This is a genomic window from Rhodococcus sp. BS-15, from assembly GCF_000813105.1.
GTDB lineage: Bacteria > Actinomycetota > Actinomycetes > Mycobacteriales > Mycobacteriaceae > Rhodococcoides.
Genome location: NZ_BAOX01000007.1, coordinates 31638 through 48709, shown reverse-complemented (window position 1 = coordinate 48709; position 17072 = coordinate 31638). Strand labels below are relative to the sequence as shown.

Sequence of the window (17072 nt, the reverse complement as noted above, 5' to 3'; positions counted from 1 at the left end):
GCTCACCCTGGCCGACACCGGCGACGCCCGCGCGGTCATCGACGCGGCTGCAGCTGCGTTCCCGGCGTGGCGCGACACCTCCCTCGCCAAGCGAACCTCCATCCTGTTCTCGTTCCGAGAACTGTTGAACGCCAAAAAGAACGAGCTCGCCGAGATCATCACCGCCGAACACGGGAAGGTCCTCTCCGACGCACTCGGTGAGATCTCCCGCGGCCAAGAAGTCGTCGAATTCGCCTGCGGCATGGCCCATCTACTCAAGGGCGGATACACCGAGAACGCCTCCACCGGCGTCGACGTCTACTCCATCCGTCAACCGCTCGGACCGGTCGGCATCATCTCCCCCTTCAACTTCCCCGCCATGGTCCCGATGTGGTTCTTCCCCATCGCCATCGCCGCCGGCAACACCGTCGTCCTCAAACCCTCCGAGAAAGACCCGAGCGCCAGCATCTGGCTCGCCCAGCTCTGGGCCGAGGCAGGCCTGCCCGACGGCGTCTTCAACGTCCTTCAAGGCGACAAGGTGGCCGTCGACGAACTCCTCGAGAACAAGAAGATCAAATCGATCTCCTTCGTCGGCTCCACCCCCATCGCCCAGTACGTCTACTCCACCGGCACAGCCCACGGAAAGCGCGTCCAAGCCCTCGGCGGTGCCAAGAACCACGCCGTCGTCCTCCCCGATGCAGATCTCGACCTCGCCGCCGACGCCATGGTCAACGCGGGCTTCGGCTCCGCAGGCGAACGCTGCATGGCCATCTCCGCACTCGTCGCCGTCGGGAACATCGCCGACGAACTCGTCGCGAAGATCGCCGAGCGGACTACACCGTTGGTGACCGGCGACGGAACCCGAGGCGCAGACATGGGCCCGCTCGTCACCAAGGCACACCGGGACAAGGTCGCCTCCTACGTCGACGCAGGCGAAGCGGCCGGGGCCACCCTCGTCGTCGACGGTCGCACCGTCCAGCCCGACGGGGCGGCCGACGGATTCTGGCTCGGCCCCACCCTCATCGACAACGTCACGCCGGACATGAGCATCTACACCGACGAGATCTTCGGACCCGTGCTCTCGGTCGTCCGTGTCGAGACCTACGACGACGCACTGCGGCTGATCAACGACAACCCGTACGGCAACGGCACTGCCATCTTCACCAACGACGGTGGGGCGGCACGCCGCTTCCAGAACGAGGTCGAGGTCGGCATGGTCGGCATCAACGTCCCCATCCCGGTTCCCATGGCGTACTACAGCTTCGGCGGCTGGAAGAACTCCCTCTTCGGCGACAGCCACGCCCACGGCACCGAGGGCGTTCACTTCTTCACCCGTGGCAAAGCCGTCACCAGTCGCTGGCTCGACCCCAGCCACGGCGGCATCAATCTCGGATTCCCCGAAAACAGCTGAGTTCTACAAAGCCCGCGAAGGAGCACACCATGGTTGCCAATATTTCGTTTCCTCGGTTCCTCAAGCTGGGCGGCGGTGCCGTCGAAGAGTTGGGGACGGTACTGACCGACCTCGACGTGTCACGGCCGTTGCTCGTCACCGATGCGTTCATGGCCGGCAACGGCTCGGCGGATCGTTTGATGACGATCATGACCGAGGCCGGGAAGACGCCGGCATTGTTCTCGGGCACCGTTCCGGATCCGACGACCGATTCGTTGGTCTCCGGTCTCGAAGCGGTGCAGCAGCATTCGGCCGATTCGATCATTGGGTTCGGCGGCGGCAGTCCGATGGACACGGCCAAGGCGTTGGCCATTCTCGCGGTGCAGGGCGGCACGATGCGCGACTACAAGGCTCCGGTGCTCTCGACCGGCCCGGCACTACCGATCATCGCCATCCCCACCACGGCCGGAAGTGGTTCGGAGGCAACTCAGTTCACCATCATCACCGATGTCGCCTCGGACGAGAAGATGTTGTGCCCCGGCCTGTCGTTCCTGCCGATCGCCTCGATCATCGACTTCGAGTTGACGATGTCGATGCCGGCACGTTTGACGGCCGATACCGGTGTCGATGCACTCACCCACGCCATCGAGGCGTATGTCAGCAAGAAGGCCAACCCCATTTCCGACGGTTTGGCGCTCAGTGCGATTCGTACGATCGGGACGTCGTTACTGCGGGCGTATCGGGACGGCGACGACCGGCAGGCACGCGAGGCGATGATGCATGCCTCGACGCAGGCCGGGATGGCGTTCTCCAATGCGAGTGTCTGTTTGGTGCACGGTATGAGTCGGCCGATCGGCGCGCATTTCCATGTTGCACACGGGCTTTCCAATGCGATGCTGTTGCCTGCCGTCACGGCATTCTCGATCGACGGGGCCCAGGCGCGTTACGCCGACTGCGCACGCGCACTGGGCGCGGCGTCGGAAAGCGATTCGGATGAGCTTGCCGGTGGCAAGTTGCAGGATGCGATCGTCACACTGTGCCGTGAGGTGGAGGTTCCGACGCCGGAGACCTTCGGTATCGACGAGGCGAAGTGGGACCAGCTGTTGCCGCTGATGGCCGAGCAGGCGCTCGCGTCGGGCAGCCCGGGCAACAATCCGATCGTGCCGACGGCAGAGCAGATCGTCGATCTGTACCGGCAGGTGTATGCGGGAGTCCAGTAGGACTCACTCCGATGCGCGGGCGGCAACAATGTCGCGCCGCGCATTTCGGCGCTGCACCGCAATTCCACCGACCACGGTCACGGCCGCCAGCACTGCCGACAGCAGAATGGACGCCCGCTGCTCCGGCCGGACCACCATCATCACCAGGACGAACACGATGAACCCGATGGCCAGGTAGGTCAACCACGGGTAGAGCCACATCCGAACGGCAGGGCGTTCGCCGTCGCGGTCGAGGTGACGCCGCAGCACCAGCTGGCTGCTGGCGATGGCGAGGTAGACGAAGAGCGCGACGGCTCCCGTGGTGGCCAGCAGGTAGGTGAAGAGCTTCTCGGGCAGGATGTAGTTTCCCACCACGGCGAGGAACCCGAGCACCATCGAGGCGATCACCGCAACCCACGGCACCCCGTTCGTGGCGATCTTCTTGACCGCCATGGGTGCGTCGCCTCGATCGCCGAGGGAATACAGCATGCGCGACGCGGTGTAGAGCGCCGAATTCAGGCACGACGCAACAGCGGTCAGAATGACGATGTCCATGATGGTCTCGGCGTGCGGGATCCCCATCTTGGACAGTACGAATTGGTACGAGCCCGTATTGGGGTCCAGTTCGTTCCAGGGCACCAACGCGACGATGACGAAGATGGAACCGAAGTAGAAGATCGAGATTCGCCAGATCACCGAGTTCGTGGCGCGGGTGATTCCCTTTGCCGGGTCCTTGGATTCGGCAGCGGCGATGGTGACGATTTCCGAGCCCATGAACGAAAACATCGTCGTCAGCATGGCCGCGATCACCGCGCCGAACCCGAGGGGCATGAATCCGCCCGAGGCCCAGAGTTGGTCCACGCCACTTACTTCCGAATCGGGTAGCCATCCCAGGATGGCTGCGATCCCGAGGCCGATGAACGCGATGATGGCCACGACCTTCACCAGGGCGAACCAGAACTCGAATTCGCCGTAGTTGCCGACGCTGATCAGGTTGGTCGCGGTGAGGGCGATGACGATGAGCAGTGCCCACATCCATTGCGCTCCGCCGAGCCAGTTGGTGAGAATGGATGCAGCCGCGGTCGCTTCGACCGGGATCACCAGCACCCAGAACCACCAGTAGAGCCATCCGACCGAGAATCCGGCCCAATGACCCAGCGCGCGTGTGGCATACGTGGAGAACGAGCCGGTGTCGGGATTGGCCGTCGCCATCTCCCCCAGCATGCGCATCACCAAGATCACGAGTGTTCCCGCGAACAGATACGCCAGCAACACTGCTGGGCCTGCCGTCGCGATGGCGTTCGCCGAACCCACGAACAATCCCGCACCGATGACTCCGGCTATCGAGATCATCGTCACGTGCCGTGGCTTCAGGCTGGTACCGAGTCCGTTCTCGCCGGTGTCCGGCTTCTCTGTAATGGCCATCCCTGTAGTCGAACACAAAGTGAACGCCACTGCAGCTGGTGACCGATATGTCCAGAATGCCTCTGGCGCAGTTCTTTCCACGCACAGCGTGCAGACTTGATATCGTCTCTAACCATGGAGGCAGGCTCGTGATCTTCACCGTCGCCGTCGCTCGAGCTATCGCCGACGGTACGGTCCGCCGGGTCTATCGACGTTGGTCGAGTCCGAAAGTGACTGCCGGGTCGGTTCAGCGCTCACCCTCGGGCATGATTCGCATCGACTCCGTCCGCGAGGTGGATCCTGACGGGCTGACCGACGCGGATGCCCGGGCCGCGGGGGAAATATCGCTCAGTCACCTCGTGAGATCGTTCTTCGGCCCCAGTGCGCATCCCACCTATCTGATCGAGGTCTCCTACCTCGGTGCCGATCCTCGTGATGCCCTGGCCGACGATGCCGCACTGGACGAGACCGCACTGAACACTTTGAGGACAACGCTTTCGCGGATGGACTCTCGGTCTGAATCTGCTTGGACACGTGAAGTATTGACGGCCATCGCCGCCGAACCCGGACGCCGCGCAGCGGACCTTGCCGAGCAGGCCGGACTGGATACGAAGACGTTCAAAGCCCGTGTACGCCGGCTGAAGACTCTAGGGCTGACGATCAGCCTCGAGACCGGCTACCGAATCTCACCCCGCGGTGCCGAATTCCTTCGGCTCACCGACGCGACCGACTGATCCCGGCATACTGGACCGATGAACTCCGAAACGGGCAGCATCACCGATCCGGTCACCATCGTCGGTGCCGGCATAGCCGGTGCGGCCTGTGCGCAGGTTCTCCGCGACGCAGACGTGCCGTTCCGCATCGTCGACAGAGGACGCGCTCCGGGTGGGCGGATGTCCTCGCCGGAGCTACACGGCCGTCGCGTCGATCTGGGGGCGGGCTACTTCACCGTCCGAGATCAAGAATTCTCGACGGTGGTCGCCAACTGGGAGTCCGGGGGCCTGGCCCGTCAGTGGGCAAACACGTTCGGCATCCTCAAACCCGAAACGGTTCCGTGCACGACGACCGGACCGGTTCGCTGGGCGACCCCGAACGGGCTTCGATCCCTGGTACGAAACATGCTCGACGGCTACGACATCCAACATTCCACCGAGTTGACCGACCTTCCCGACGGCCACATCGTGGTGGCGATGCCGGATCCGCAGGCGGCGCGAATGACCGCCGTCCCCGATGCCGTCGATTACGTTCCCGTCATCGCGGTGGCATGCGGGTTCGACGGGCTAGACATTCCCTTCCGGGACGCCGCGTTCGTCAACGATCATCCCGACATCGACTTCGTCGTCGACGACGGTGCCCGGCGCGGCGACGGGGCGCCGGTTCTGGTGGTGCACACGACGTCGGAACGAGCGCAGCAACATCTCGACAACCCCGACGACGCGATCGCCCCGGTTCTCGACGCGCTACGTGAGTTGTCCGTCGTCTCGGCGGCACCCGCATGGACTCACGCTCATCGGTGGACCTTCGCCAAGCCTGCGGCGCAACACGATTCGAACTTCGCACTTCAGCAGCAAGACGGACGCTACGTTGGTTTGGCGGGCGACCAGTGGTGCGAATCCGGAGTGCCCAGAGTGGAGAGCGCCTGGCGTTCGGGAACGGACGTGGGCAGAGAACTCGTGCGACGCCTCTCGCACTGACGCCGGATTTGCTCAGCTGACGAATCTCACAGTCTCGTCGAGCGGCGCTCGGCTGGTACGGAATCCGTTGATCGGGTGAGTTTCGTCGGGATAGCCGAAGGAGATGCCGGCCACCACTTTTCGGGTGTCCGGGATGTCGAACCATTCGTGCAGAAACGGCGAGTATGCGGCGAGCGCTGCCTGAGCGATGGCTCCGAGACCGAGACTCTGCGCGGCAAGCAGGAAAGTTTGGAGATACAGCCCGCAGTCGACCGCCCCGTACACACCCAGATCGGCGTCGGTGGTGATGATGGCCGCGTGCGGGGCGTCGAACAGTTCGTAGTTACGAATGAATTGGCGAGTCGTCGCCTCGGTGTCGGACTTGACCACTCCGATGCTCTCGTACAGCGCGCCACCGCATTCGCGTCTGCGCGCTCGGTGCAGGGCGTTGTAGTTGGCCGGGAACGGAAAGTCCGGTTGCGGCACACCGGACGCCACGTGCTCCACCAGTGCGTCGGAGAACTTACGGGTGGCATCGCCCTCGGTCACGATGATCTGCCACGACTGGGTGTTGGACCAGGACGGAGTTCGCTGCGCAGCCGCCAACAGTTGTCCGAGCACCTCCCGTGATACCTGCTTCGGCAGGAATTGCCGGCACGAGTGCCGCTGGTCTAGCAGTGTCATCAGGGACTCGAACTCGTTCACCAGATCCACCTCAAGTCGTCGAAAGCTCTTTTCGCAAGCGAATCTAACACCGGTGGATCAACCCGCTGCGTACAGTTTCGACGGCTCAGGTGACCGCGCGCCTGCGGCTAGCGGTTCCACCGTTCGATTCCGGGCGGGGACCAACTGCCATCGAGCACAGCGGACCCTGGAACGTACATGCGGAGATATACGCGAAATGAACCATCCGGCAGCGGAAGCCAGTTCGCACCGGGCACTCCGGGATCCTCCCGGGAAAAGACCATATCCAGTGAGCCATCCGGCTGATAGACCAGGCCGGGTCTGCTGTCGCTGATGCTGTGACGGTTCCCGGGGACCGACGGCAAAAAGCCGTCCCCGTCGTAGACCGTGATGGAGAAGAACGCGTCAGCGGGAGGTTGCCCACCGGGCGGGAAGTGCAGCCGATAGCTGTTCGCCCCGTTGAGCGGCAGTCCATTTCGGTCCAGCAACGCGGTGACGTAAGCCGCTTCCTGCGGTGTGTTGGCTCCGAGTCCGATCTCTGCCACGCCCGCCCTGGTGACGTAATCGGTTCCGTAGTCACCGATGGTGTCCGGCGGTGACGACCACCCCTGACTGCGGAGCGCGCCCGCATACTGCGAGCCGCTCACCACAGCCGGCAACGAGGACTCTGCAGCACGCACGGCTTGATCTAGTGCGCGGAATGCGACCGGACTCAGGCCCGCATCGGCAACGCGCAGTCCGGGTCCGACGCCGATGCGCGCTAGTTCGGCAAGCTCGGCTGCGTCGCGAATCGGAGGCGGATTCTGTTCCATGGCAGCGCTGATGGCGTCGAGAAGCGCGGTTCCCTCCGGCTTCGGCGGCTCCACGGGAACGAAGGGCGCGCAGTCGGTGAACGTCTGCGGACCCGCGGGAGGTGTGACCGTGTATTGGCTCATCAGCGCGAATGCATCGGCGCGGTCGGCTTCGTCGCCGGCAAGTGTGCGTCCGAGCAACCAGATCCTGCTGTCCGACACGGTGATGGTGGTGACACCGGGGACTTCAGGGCCAGGCGCGCCGGACCAGGTGATCGCGAATTTTCCGGCATCTGAACCACTGGTGCGAGAGCCCACGTAACCGACCACGTTCGTGTACGAGTCCATAAGCTGAAAGTTGAAATATCGGTCTCCCATGTCCGGATGCGACAGCACCACCGGACCGTCGCTCAGATCCAGATGCGCCATGGAGTACAGCGTGTCGACGTTCGGGGCGACCACGAGTTTCTCGTCCGGCGCGATGAAGGCGGGACGCGAGGAGATCGCGTTCACCGGAGCGAGGCCGCGGTCGTCCGGACACGGAACACTGGTGGCCGTGTCACGCACACGCAGCAATTCCAACAGCGGATTGCCGTAGATGAAAGCTCGCGCCCCCAGGGCAGCTGCCTGAACCGGTCCCGGAGCGGGTCCGACCGCACTCGCAGTCCCGGCACCGATCACGACCAACAGCGTTGCAAGACCGATCCGCGACGCGAGACGGAAGATGTGTCGTTTCGTCATGCGCCACATTAAACACGCATGCATGTCCAAAGGGAAGCAGGGCCGGATGATTGGATGAGGATCACACGACACACATCTGCGAGGAGGTACTGATGTCGGACACGGAAACCGGTGCAACTCCGCTCCCTCGTGGACGGCACAAACTCGGAGCCGAGGAAGTCAAGGCCTCGCAGCGCGCCCGGTTGTTGCAGGCAATGGAAGACCTGGTCGACGAGGTCGGCTACTCGAAAGCGAGCGTCCCCAAAGTGGCCCGTCGAGCCCGGGTGACCGATCGCGCGTTCTATGCCCTGTTCTCCGACAAGGCCGAGTGTTTCATCGCCCTGTGCGAGCAGCATGGCGACGCGCTACGGGAAGAGCTGAGCGACGCCGCCCGCGAGATGTCCGGGGCCGAGGACATGTTCGCCGCTTTCGATGCCGGACTACATCGTTATCTTCGGTGGTGGATGGAGCGGCCCGGTGGCTCGCGCGCCTTCTTCGTGGAGATCCTCACCGTGGGCGATCGCGCACACACTTCACGCGACTCACGGGCCGCACTGTTCGCGCAGACGCTACGTGGGATCGGGACGTTGCTACGCGCTCAAGCGGGCATCGACGGAGCTCCGGCCGAGATCGACGCTACTGCCGCTGCGGCCCTCGCTACCGAACTGGTTGCGCGCGAGGTACGCGCAGGCCGAATACAACGCCTACCCGAGCTTCACGCGGATCTGCGAAGAGTCCTGCTTTTGTTGCTGCTCGGCCGCGAAATGTAGCGACCGGAACGTCGAGTGCCGAGGATGCGGCAGGGGTGGGCGCAGAGGGGTTCGAACCCCCGACCGCTGGTGTGTAAAACCAGAGCTCTACCGCTGAGCTATACGCCCGAGTACCGGTGGCCTGGGGACAACCCCGGGCCACCGGAACGCTTGGAGAAATTTATCGTGTCTGATCTCTAACTACAATTCCGCAGGTCAGCTGACCTGTGCGAGAGCCTCGGACCACGACGAACTGTCGCGAGCCTCGCCAGGTCCGTTCATTTCGGCGAACCTGATGATTCCGGATTTGTCGACCACGAACGTTCCGCGATTGGCGAATCCTGCTGTGTCGTTGAAAACCCCGTAGGCCTGAGCAACCTCACCGTGCGGCCAGAAGTCCGACAGCAGCGGAAAGGTGTAACCCTGTTCTGCAGCCCAGATCTTGTGGGTCGGAGGCGGACCCACCGAGATCGCCAACACCGCGGTGTCGTCGTTCTCGAAGGTCGGTAACTCGTCGCGTACTTTGCACAGCTCGCCCTGGCACGTGCCGGTGAAGGCCAGTGGATAGAACACGAGCAGAACGTTTTTGACGTTCCTGTACGACGACAACGTGACCAGTTGGTTGTTCTGGTCTTTGAGGGTGAAGTCGGGCGCAACCGCGCCAACCTCGATCGGCATCTAGAACCGTCTTCCTGTGTCGAGCATCTCCCCTACCGCTTGGTGGCAGGGGTCTTGGGCTGAACCAATCGACTTCCGATCCAGTCACCGAGGTTTGCCGCAGAGGTCTGCGTCAATCCTGCGGTCGGGGCGGACTCGGCAATCTCACTGGGTTCGACGTGACCGGACATGCCGGTTTTGGGGCTGAGGACCCACACGATGCCATCGTCCGAGAGCGGACCGATTGCATCCATGAGTGCATCGACCAGGTCACCGTCTCCGTCGCGCCACCACAGCAGTACAACGTCGATCACCTCGTCGGAATCCTCGTCGAGGGTCTCGCCACCGATCGCATCTTCTACGTCGGCGCGCAGATCATCGTCGGTGTCCTCGTCCCAGCCCAGCTCCTGTACGACCATGTCGCGAGTGATGCCAAGTTTCTGAGCGTAGTTCTGAGCGTCCGCCGCGGCGACCACGGTGGTGACCTCCTTGAATTGTGGGTGCAGTAGACAAAGCGAACAGTGTTGAAGCCGTTCGCGCAAGCTGACCGCGCCGAAATTGCGTACATAAATTTCTACTGGTGGGTATCGGGCCTCTGTACTACCAGAACCGACAAGATGTAGCAGGATTGGGGAGGAATCACGAGAACGAGGAAAGTAGACCGCCGTCACAGGGGCGGGTCTACCGGGACCGGACGCCACACCGAGCGTCCGCCACATTGAGGAGTGCACACGTTGTCCGAAGTGAACAGCGGCGAACGGCAGAACACATCGTCTGCAGGCAAGAAGGCTCTGACGGCCGGGTCCGCGTCATCCGTGAGGGTGTCGCGTCGTACCTGCCCGATATCGACAACGACGAGACCAACGAATGGATCGAATCGTTCGACGGCCTGTTGGAGAGGTCCGGCCCCAACCGCGCTCGCTACCTGATGCTCAGGTTGCTCGAGCGCGCCGGCGAGCGCCGCGTCGCACTGCCGTCGCTGACGTCGACGGATTACGTCAACACCATTCCCACCGAGAACGAGCCGTGGTTCCCCGGTGACGAGTCGATGGAACGCCGCTACCGTGCCTGGATTCGCTGGAATGCCGCGATCATGGTGCACCGCGCGCAGCGTCCCGGCGTCGGAGTCGGTGGCCACATCTCCACGTACGCCTCGTCGGCTGCGCTGTACGAGGTCGGCTTCAACCACTTCTTCCGCGGCAAGGACCACCCGGGCGGCGGCGACCACATCTTCATCCAGGGTCACGCCTCCCCCGGCATCTACGCCCGCGCCTTCCTCGAGGGCCGCATTCCGGCCGAGCGCATGGACGGCTTCCGCCAGGAGGCCAGTCACGTGAACGAGGGCGGCGGACTGCCGTCGTACCCGCACCCGCGTCTGATGCAGGACTTCTGGGAGTTCCCGACGGTATCGATGGGTCTCGGCCCGATGAACGCCATCTACCAGGCCCGCTTCAATCACTACCTCAACGACCGCGGCATCAAGGACACCACCGATCAGCACGTGTGGGCGTACCTCGGCGACGGCGAGATGGACGAGCCGGAATCGCGTGGACTCGCGCACGTGGCCGCCACCGAGGGCCTCGACAACCTCACGTTCGTCGTCAACTGCAACCTGCAGCGCCTCGACGGCCCGGTCCGCGGCAACGGCAAGATCATCCAGGAACTGGAGTCGTTCTTCCGCGGTGCCGGCTGGAACGTCATCAAGGTCGTCTGGGGCCGCGAGTGGGACTCGCTGCTGCACAAGGACCGCGACGGCGCACTGGTGAACCTCATGAACACCACGCCCGACGGCGACTTCCAGACCTACAAGGCAAACGACGGCGGGTACGTCCGCGATCACTTCTTCGGCCGCGATCCGCGCACCAAGGAGCTCGTCAAGGATCTGTCCGACGACGAGATCTGGAACCTCAAGCGCGGCGGCCACGACTACCGCAAGGTGCACGCTGCCTACGCGGCCGCGATGTCGCACAAGGGCCAGCCGACGGTCATCCTGGCGCACACCATCAAGGGCTACACCCTCGGCAAGCACTTCGAGGGCCGTAACGCCACGCACCAGATGAAGAAGCTGACACTCGACGATCTCAAGACGTTCCGCGATCTCCAGCACATCCCGATCTCCGACGAGGAGCTCGAGAAGGATCCGTACATGCCGCCGTACTACCACCCCGGCCCGGATGCCCCCGAGATCCAGTACATGCTCGATCGTCGCAACAAGCTCGGCGGATTCGTCCCCGAGCGCCGCGTCGACGTCAAGCCGCTGCCGCAGCCGGGCGACGACACGTACAAGACGCTGCGCAAGGGCTCCGGCAAGCAGGAAGTCGCCACCACCATGGCGCTCGTGCGTGTCATGAAGGAGCTGTTGCGAGACAAGGAGATCGGCCACCGAATCGTGCCGATCATTCCCGATGAGGCCCGCACCTTCGGTATGGACTCGTGGTTCCCGTCGCTGAAGATCTACAACCGCAACGGCCAGCTGTACACCTCGGTTGACTCGGAGCTGATGCTCGCCTACAAGGAGAGCTCGGTCGGCCAGATCCTGCACGAGGGCATCAACGAGGCCGGTTCGACGTCGTCGTTCACCGCGGTCGGTACTTCGTACGCCACGCACGGCGAGGTCATGATCCCGCTGTACATCTTCTACTCGATGTTCGGATTCCAGCGCACCGGCGACGGTCTCTGGGCGGCAGCAGACCAGATGGCTCGCGGATTCGTGCTCGGCGCCACCGCAGGTCGCACCACCCTCACCGGTGAGGGCCTGCAGCACGCCGACGGTCACTCGCTGCTGTTGGCGTCGACCAACCCGGCGGCCGTGGCCTACGACCCGGCGTTCTCGTACGAGATCGCGCACATCGTCAAGGACGGTCTGCGACGGATGTACGGCGGCACCGAAGGCGTGGAAGGGTTCGGCGGCGAGAACATCTTCTACTACATCACCCTCTACAACGAGCCGTACGTACAGCCGGCCGAGCCGGAGAACCTGGACGTCGAGGGTCTGCTCAAGGGCATCTACCGGTTCGCTGCTCCGCAGGAGGGCGACGGACCCGAGGCGCAGCTGCTGGCGTCGGGCGTCGGCATGGTCTCGGCCCGCAAGGCGCGCGAGCTGCTGTTCGAGGAGTGGGGCGTGCGTTCGGCCGTCTGGTCGGTGACCTCATGGGGCGAACTGCGCCGCGACGGCGTCGACGCCGAGAAGGAGTCCCTGCGCAACCCGGGTGCCGACAAGCGCGTTCCGTTCGTCACCTCGGCTCTGGCCGACGCCAACGGCCCGGTAATCGCGTCCTCGGATTGGATGCGCGCCGTTCCGGACCAGATCCGTCAGTGGGTTCCGGGCGATTACGTCACCCTCGGCACCGACGGCTTCGGGTTCTCCGATACCCGTCCGGCCGCACGTCGGGTGTTCAACGTCGACGCCGAGTCGATCGTCGTCGCCACGTTGTCCGCCCTCGCCGCATCCGGTGAGATCGAGAAGTCCAAGGCTGTCGAGGCTGCGGAGAAGTACAAGATCGACGACGTCACCGCGGCTCCGACGTCGTTCGCCGATACCGGTTCCGCGTAGGTTCCACCCTTGATCGCCCGACCCCCGTCCCACGTCGCGAAGTACGTCCATCGCGATGTGGGCGGGGGTCGGGCGTAGGTTCTCCCTATGTCCGATGCGAAGCCCGGTTCACCGGACAGTGCGTCCGCACGCGATGTGTCCCGACGCGACGCCTACCGTGAGGCGTTGCGTGAGTCGTTGACCTCGGACAACGAAGTGCATCTTCCGGTCGCCTCACTGGCTCCCTCACGCCAGAAACGCGATCCACTGCCCGATGCCCTGCTGCGACGCGTCAAGCAGTTCTCCGGCCGACTCTCGACCGAGGCCGTCACCACCATGCAGGGCCAGCTGCCGTTCTTCGGTGATCTCGACGCCGCCCAACGTGCCAGCGTCCAGCTGTTGATTCAGACAGCCGTCGACAACTTTCTCGAATGGCTGAAGAACCCCAACAGCGATATTCGCTTCAGCCTCGACGCATTTCAGGTCATCCCCCAAGACCTTGCCCGACGCCTCACTCTGCGCCAGACGGTCGACATGGTGCGGGTGGCGATGGAGTTCTTCGAGCAATGGCTTCCGGCGCTGGCCCGCAACGACCAGCAGTTGGTGGCCCTGACCGAGGCCGTATTGCGGTATGGGCGCGAGCTCGGCTTCGCGGCCGCGTCGGTCTACGCCAGCGCCGCCGAGTCCCGTGGAGCCTGGGATACCCGCCTCGAGGCCCTCGTTGTCGACGCGGTGGTGCGTGGAGACACCGGCTCGGACATGCTCTCGCGCGCCGCCACGTTGAACTGGGACGCCACGGCACCCGCGACGGTACTGGTCGGCACTCCTCCCGACGACCGAGGCGTCTCGGTGGTCGGAACCGTGCACGCCGTGGCGCAGAAGCACGGCCGCGCGGCACTTGCCGTGGTGCAGGGAACGCGGCTGGTGATGGTGGTGAGCGGTCAGCTCGACGACACTGCCACGCATCGCGCATTCATCGACGACATGCTGCAGAACTTCTCGGACGGCCCCGTCGTCATCGGCCCGACCACTCGCACTCTCGGCGCGGCGCACTCGAGCGCGGTGGAGGCCTTCGCCGGGATGCAGGCGGTGGCGGGTTGGCGGGGTGCGCCGCGTCCGGTGCACGCAGGTGAGTTGCTGCCCGAACGCGCACTGCTCAACGACGGCGCAGCGATATCGGCGTTGAACGATCACGTGGTGGTTCCGTTGGCGGCGGCCGGTTCCGGTTTGGCCGACACGCTCGACGCCTATCTGGACTGTGGTGGTGCCGTGGAAACCTGCGCACGGCAGCTGTTTGTTCATCCAAATACGGTCCGATATCGCCTCAAGCGAATCGCCGAGGTCACCGGTCGCGACCCCACTCACCCGCGCGATGCGTACGTGCTCAGGGTCGCGGCAACGGTAGGTAGGTTGGCTCGAACCCATCACGAACCGCCCCATCCTGCCCCATATGTCACACAGGTCACATTCGGAGAAGTGGTCACGTAACGCCGACCCACCCTCCGGCGATAGCGGATACCCACGAGGCAATTTGTAGGGTTCCCACAAATTGCTTGTCGAGAGTTCATCGAGCGCGACATCACTCATTCGGCACCCGACGGTGTTCTCTTAACCCTGTGATTGCGTTGCTTGCGCCCGGTCAGCTCCCAGACTCCCGGCATGCTGTTGCCTTGGCTCGAATTGCCAGGCGCGGCAGACCGACTCGCGTTGTGGTCGAAGGCCTCCGGTCTCGACCTCGTCCGCCTCGGCACCACAGCTACCGCCGAGGAGATCACCGACACCGCGGTGACCCAGCCCCTGGTCGTCGCGTCGGCCCTGCTCGCATTCGAAGAGATCGCATCTCGTGGCCTGTTCCCCGAGGACGCCATCATCGCCGGACACTCGGTGGGCGAACTCGCCGCCGCTGCGATCGCAGGCGTCATCTCCTCCGACGACGCCGTGTCACTCGCTGCCGTCCGTGGCGCAGCAATGGCCAAGGCGTGCGCACTGGAGCCGACCGGCATGTCCGCCGTGCTCGGCGGCGACGAAGCTGCCGTCCTGGCGCGACTCGAAGAACTCGACCTCGCCCCGGCCAACGTCAACGCTGCAGGCCAGATCGTCGCAGCCGGATTGCTCACCAAACTGGCCGAGTTGGCCGAGAGCGCGCCCGAGAAGGCTCGGGTTCGCGCTTTGCCGGTCGCAGGCGCATTCCACACCAAGTTCATGGCATCTGCGGGCGACACCGTTGCCGCAGCCGCTGCCGCCATCACCCCGTCGGAGCCGACGCGGACGCTGCTGTCCAACTCGGACGGTCAGCCGGTCGCCTCCGGTGCCGATGCACTGAACAAGCTTGCCGCTCAGGTCACTCGCCCCGTGCGATGGGATCTGTGCAACGCCTACCTGCGCACCGCGCAGGTCACCGGACTTGTGGAACTGCCCCCGGCAGGCGCATTGGTCGGCATCGCCAAACGCGAACTGCGCGGCGTTGCCAATCTCGGCCTGAAGACACCGGCGGACATTTCCGCAATGGCCGAGCTCGGTTAGCTCGACCCACACACTCCGCAGTCACAGCACTGCGGATCGCACTTCCACTCCCCGAGTGGCAGAAATGCACAATCGCGTCTCGAAGCACATGACTTCGGCGTTCTACACAGAAGAGAAGGGAGCCACAACAGTGGCCAGCCAGGAAGACCTCATCGCCGGACTTGCAGAGATCATCGAGGAGGTCACGGGCATCGAACCGTCCGAGGTGACCATCGAGAAGTCCTTCGTGGACGACCTCGACATCGACTCACTCTCCATGGTCGAGATCGCAGTGCAGACCGAGGACAAGTACGGCGTGAAGATCCCCGACGAGGACCTCGCAGGTCTGCGCACCGTCGGCGACGCCGTCAACTACATCCAGAAGCTCGAAGCGGAGAACCCCGAAGCCGCAGAAGCTATCAAGGCCAAGCTCGACGACTCCGCGAGCGAGTGACACGGCCCATGACCAACCCATCCACCGCCAACGGACGCTTCCCCAGTGTCGTCGTCACCAGCCTCGCTGCGACCACGTCACTCGCGGGTGACGTCGATGCCACGTGGAAGGGTCTGCTGAACGGCGACAGCGGAATCGCAACGCTGGAAGACGACTTCGTCGCCGAGTACGACCTGCCCGTGCGGATCGGCGGCCACCTCGCGGTGAACCCGCAGAGCCTGCTCTCACGGGTCGAGATTCGTCGCCTGAGCTACGTGGAGCAGCTGGCCACCGTGCTCGGTCGTGAGGTCTGGAAGAACGCCGGCACTCCCGACGTCGATCCCCTTCGCCTCGGTGTGTCGATCGGTACCGGCCTCGGTGGCGGCGATTCACTGATCGACGCCAACGACAAGATGAAGGCCGGCGGCTACCGCAAGGTGTCTCCGCTCGCCGTTCAGATGGTCATGCCGAACGGCCCCGCAGCGGTCGTCGGACTCGAGCTCAAAGCACAGGCCGGCGTCATCACCCCCGTCTCCGCCTGCTCCTCGGGATCGGAAGCCATCGCACACGCGTGGCGGATGATCGTGATGGGCGACGCGGACATGGTCGTCACCGGCGGCGTCGAGGGATACATCGACGCGGTTCCGATCGCCAGCTTCTCCATGATGCGGGCGATGAGCACCAACAACGACAATCCGAAGGGTGCGTCACGTCCGTTCGACAAGGATCGTGACGGCTTCGTCTTCGGTGAAGCGGGTGCGCTCATGGTCATCGAGACCGAGGAGCACGCCAAGCACGCGGCGCAACGATCCACGCCCGCCTGCTCGGTGCCGGAATCACCTCCGACGGGTTCCACCTCGTGGCTCCCGACCCGGAGGGCAAGGGTGCCGCGCGCGCTATGCAGCGTGCGATCGAGACCGCAGGTCTGCAGAAGTCCGACATCACCCACGTGAACGCCCACGCAACGGCAACTCCCATCGGAGACACCGCCGAGGCGCTGGCGATCAACAAGGCCGTCGGCAATCACGCAGCGGTGTACGCACCGAAATCCGCTCTGGGCCACTCGATCGGTGCCGTCGGCGCTCTCGAGTCGGTTCTGACGGTGCTGGCAGTGCGCGAGGGAATCATCCCTCCCACACTGAATTTGGAGAATCAGGATCCCGAGATCGATCTCGACGTCGTCAAGGGCGAGCCCCGCGTCGGACAGATCGATTACGCGATCAACAACTCGTTCGGATTCGGTGGGCACAACGTAGCGCTCGCCTTCGGAAAGGCGTGATGCACTGAGTCGATTCTTCGACTCAGCGAATCTCGCTCTCGCAGTGCATGATCCGGGCTGGGGCCGTTCCCAGGGAACGG

Annotated in this window: 13 protein-coding genes, 1 tRNA gene and 2 pseudogenes; 10 read left to right on the top strand and 6 right to left on the bottom strand. The window is 64.1% G+C overall.

Translation table 11 applies throughout. From position 1 onward, the window contains the following. Both RHBS_RS02130 and RHBS_RS02125 read left to right on the top strand, forming a co-directional pair. A partial coding sequence (locus RHBS_RS02130; RefSeq protein WP_145977461.1) for a CoA-acylating methylmalonate-semialdehyde dehydrogenase occupies positions 1 to 1390 on the top strand: 1390 nt, incomplete at its 5' end. Between the two features lie 29 nt (positions 1391 to 1419). Further along, complete coding sequence (locus RHBS_RS02125) at positions 1420 to 2589, top strand: iron-containing alcohol dehydrogenase (RefSeq protein WP_128644719.1); 1170 nt, start codon at positions 1420 to 1422, stop codon at positions 2587 to 2589. A 3-nt stretch (positions 2590 to 2592) separates the two neighbouring features. Here the strand turns inward: RHBS_RS02125 and RHBS_RS02120 are convergent, their stop codons facing one another. Beyond that, positions 2593 to 3993 (bottom strand): amino acid permease, encoded by a 1401-nt coding sequence (locus RHBS_RS02120; protein WP_128644718.1) that lies wholly within the window; start codon positions 3991 to 3993, stop codon positions 2593 to 2595. Positions 3994 to 4121: 128 nt separating this feature from the next. Here RHBS_RS02120 and RHBS_RS02115 point away from each other — a divergent pair, with 128 nt between their 5' ends. After that, on the top strand, positions 4122 to 4706 hold the full coding sequence (locus tag RHBS_RS02115) for a winged helix-turn-helix domain-containing protein (protein ID WP_128644717.1): 585 nt from the start codon (positions 4122 to 4124) through the stop codon (positions 4704 to 4706). Positions 4707 to 4724: 18 nt separating this feature from the next. Next, entirely contained in the window at positions 4725 to 5666 is a 942-nt protein-coding gene (locus RHBS_RS02110; protein ID WP_121869548.1) for an NAD(P)/FAD-dependent oxidoreductase, read from the top strand. A gap of 12 nt (positions 5667 to 5678) precedes the next feature. On the opposite strand, the gene RHBS_RS02105 is transcribed toward RHBS_RS02110, so the two are convergent. Further along, the gene (locus RHBS_RS02105; RefSeq protein ID WP_121872335.1) at positions 5679 to 6329 is read right to left on the bottom strand and encodes a nitroreductase; all 651 of its coding nucleotides are present in this window, start codon (positions 6327 to 6329) and stop codon (positions 5679 to 5681) included. Positions 6330 to 6457: 128 nt separating this feature from the next. Further along, positions 6458 to 7861 carry a DUF1254 domain-containing protein gene (locus tag RHBS_RS02100; RefSeq protein ID WP_183130126.1) on the bottom strand — a complete coding sequence of 468 codons (1404 nt, stop codon included), beginning with the start codon at positions 7859 to 7861 and terminating at the stop codon, positions 6458 to 6460. A gap of 92 nt (positions 7862 to 7953) precedes the next feature. Between RHBS_RS02100 and RHBS_RS02095 the strand changes: the two genes are divergently transcribed. Beyond that, the gene (locus RHBS_RS02095; RefSeq protein ID WP_121869546.1) at positions 7954 to 8610 is read left to right on the top strand and encodes a TetR/AcrR family transcriptional regulator; all 657 of its coding nucleotides are present in this window, start codon (positions 7954 to 7956) and stop codon (positions 8608 to 8610) included. Positions 8611 to 8646: 36 nt separating this feature from the next. Here the strand turns inward: RHBS_RS02095 and RHBS_RS02090 are convergent. The 3 genes from RHBS_RS02090 to RHBS_RS02080 all read right to left on the bottom strand — a co-directional run bounded on the left by RHBS_RS02090 (position 8647) and on the right by RHBS_RS02080 (position 9722). Then, positions 8647 to 8718 (bottom strand) — tRNA-Val (locus tag RHBS_RS02090). A gap of 87 nt (positions 8719 to 8805) precedes the next feature. Further along, positions 8806 to 9267 (bottom strand): peroxiredoxin, encoded by a 462-nt coding sequence (locus RHBS_RS02085; RefSeq protein ID WP_121869545.1) that lies wholly within the window; start codon positions 9265 to 9267, stop codon positions 8806 to 8808. Positions 9268 to 9299: 32 nt separating this feature from the next. Beyond that, positions 9300 to 9722, bottom strand: coding sequence for a DUF3052 domain-containing protein (locus RHBS_RS02080; RefSeq protein WP_032379129.1), 423 nt, complete (start codon positions 9720 to 9722; stop codon positions 9300 to 9302). A 293-nt stretch (positions 9723 to 10015) separates the two neighbouring features. Between RHBS_RS02080 and aceE the strand changes: the two genes are divergently transcribed. The 5 genes and pseudogenes from aceE (at position 10016) to RHBS_RS02055 (ending at position 16992) form a co-directional block, all read left to right on the top strand. Further along, on the top strand, positions 10016 to 12799 hold the full coding sequence (gene aceE, locus RHBS_RS02075) for a pyruvate dehydrogenase (acetyl-transferring), homodimeric type (protein WP_237668940.1): 2784 nt from the start codon (positions 10016 to 10018) through the stop codon (positions 12797 to 12799). A gap of 87 nt (positions 12800 to 12886) precedes the next feature. After that, on the top strand, positions 12887 to 14266 hold the full coding sequence (locus RHBS_RS02070; protein WP_230596340.1) for a CdaR family transcriptional regulator: 1380 nt from the start codon (positions 12887 to 12889) through the stop codon (positions 14264 to 14266). A gap of 128 nt (positions 14267 to 14394) precedes the next feature. Then, positions 14395 to 15301: pseudogene (locus RHBS_RS02065) on the top strand (ACP S-malonyltransferase). A gap of 88 nt (positions 15302 to 15389) precedes the next feature. Then, a complete protein-coding gene (acpM, locus tag RHBS_RS02060) occupies positions 15390 to 15734 on the top strand; it encodes a meromycolate extension acyl carrier protein AcpM (RefSeq protein WP_045199610.1) in 345 nt (114 codons plus the stop codon). Between the two features lie 8 nt (positions 15735 to 15742). After that, a pseudogene (locus RHBS_RS02055) lies at positions 15743 to 16992 on the top strand (KasA/KasB family beta-ketoacyl-ACP synthase). The last annotated feature ends 80 nt before the right edge of the window (positions 16993 to 17072 follow it).

Excerpts from the sequence above, each read along its gene's own strand:
- RHBS_RS02125 (WP_128644719.1), top strand. The coding sequence starts at position 1,420 with ATGGTTGCCAATATTTCGTTTCCTCGGTTCCTCAAGCTGGGCGGCGGT.
- RHBS_RS02120 (WP_128644718.1), bottom strand. The coding sequence starts at position 3,993 with ATGGCCATTACAGAGAAGCCGGACACCGGCGAGAACGGACTCGGTACC.
- RHBS_RS02110 (WP_121869548.1), top strand. The coding sequence starts at position 4,725 with ATGAACTCCGAAACGGGCAGCATCACCGATCCGGTCACCATCGTCGGT.
- RHBS_RS02105 (WP_121872335.1), bottom strand. The coding sequence starts at position 6,329 with ATGACACTGCTAGACCAGCGGCACTCGTGCCGGCAATTCCTGCCGAAG.
- RHBS_RS02100 (WP_183130126.1), bottom strand. The coding sequence starts at position 7,861 with ATGACGAAACGACACATCTTCCGTCTCGCGTCGCGGATCGGTCTTGCA.
- RHBS_RS02095 (WP_121869546.1), top strand. The coding sequence starts at position 7,954 with ATGTCGGACACGGAAACCGGTGCAACTCCGCTCCCTCGTGGACGGCAC.
- RHBS_RS02085 (WP_121869545.1), bottom strand. The coding sequence starts at position 9,267 with ATGCCGATCGAGGTTGGCGCGGTTGCGCCCGACTTCACCCTCAAAGAC.
- RHBS_RS02070 (WP_230596340.1), top strand. The coding sequence starts at position 12,887 with ATGTCCGATGCGAAGCCCGGTTCACCGGACAGTGCGTCCGCACGCGAT.
- acpM (WP_045199610.1), top strand. The coding sequence starts at position 15,390 with ATGACTTCGGCGTTCTACACAGAAGAGAAGGGAGCCACAACAGTGGCC.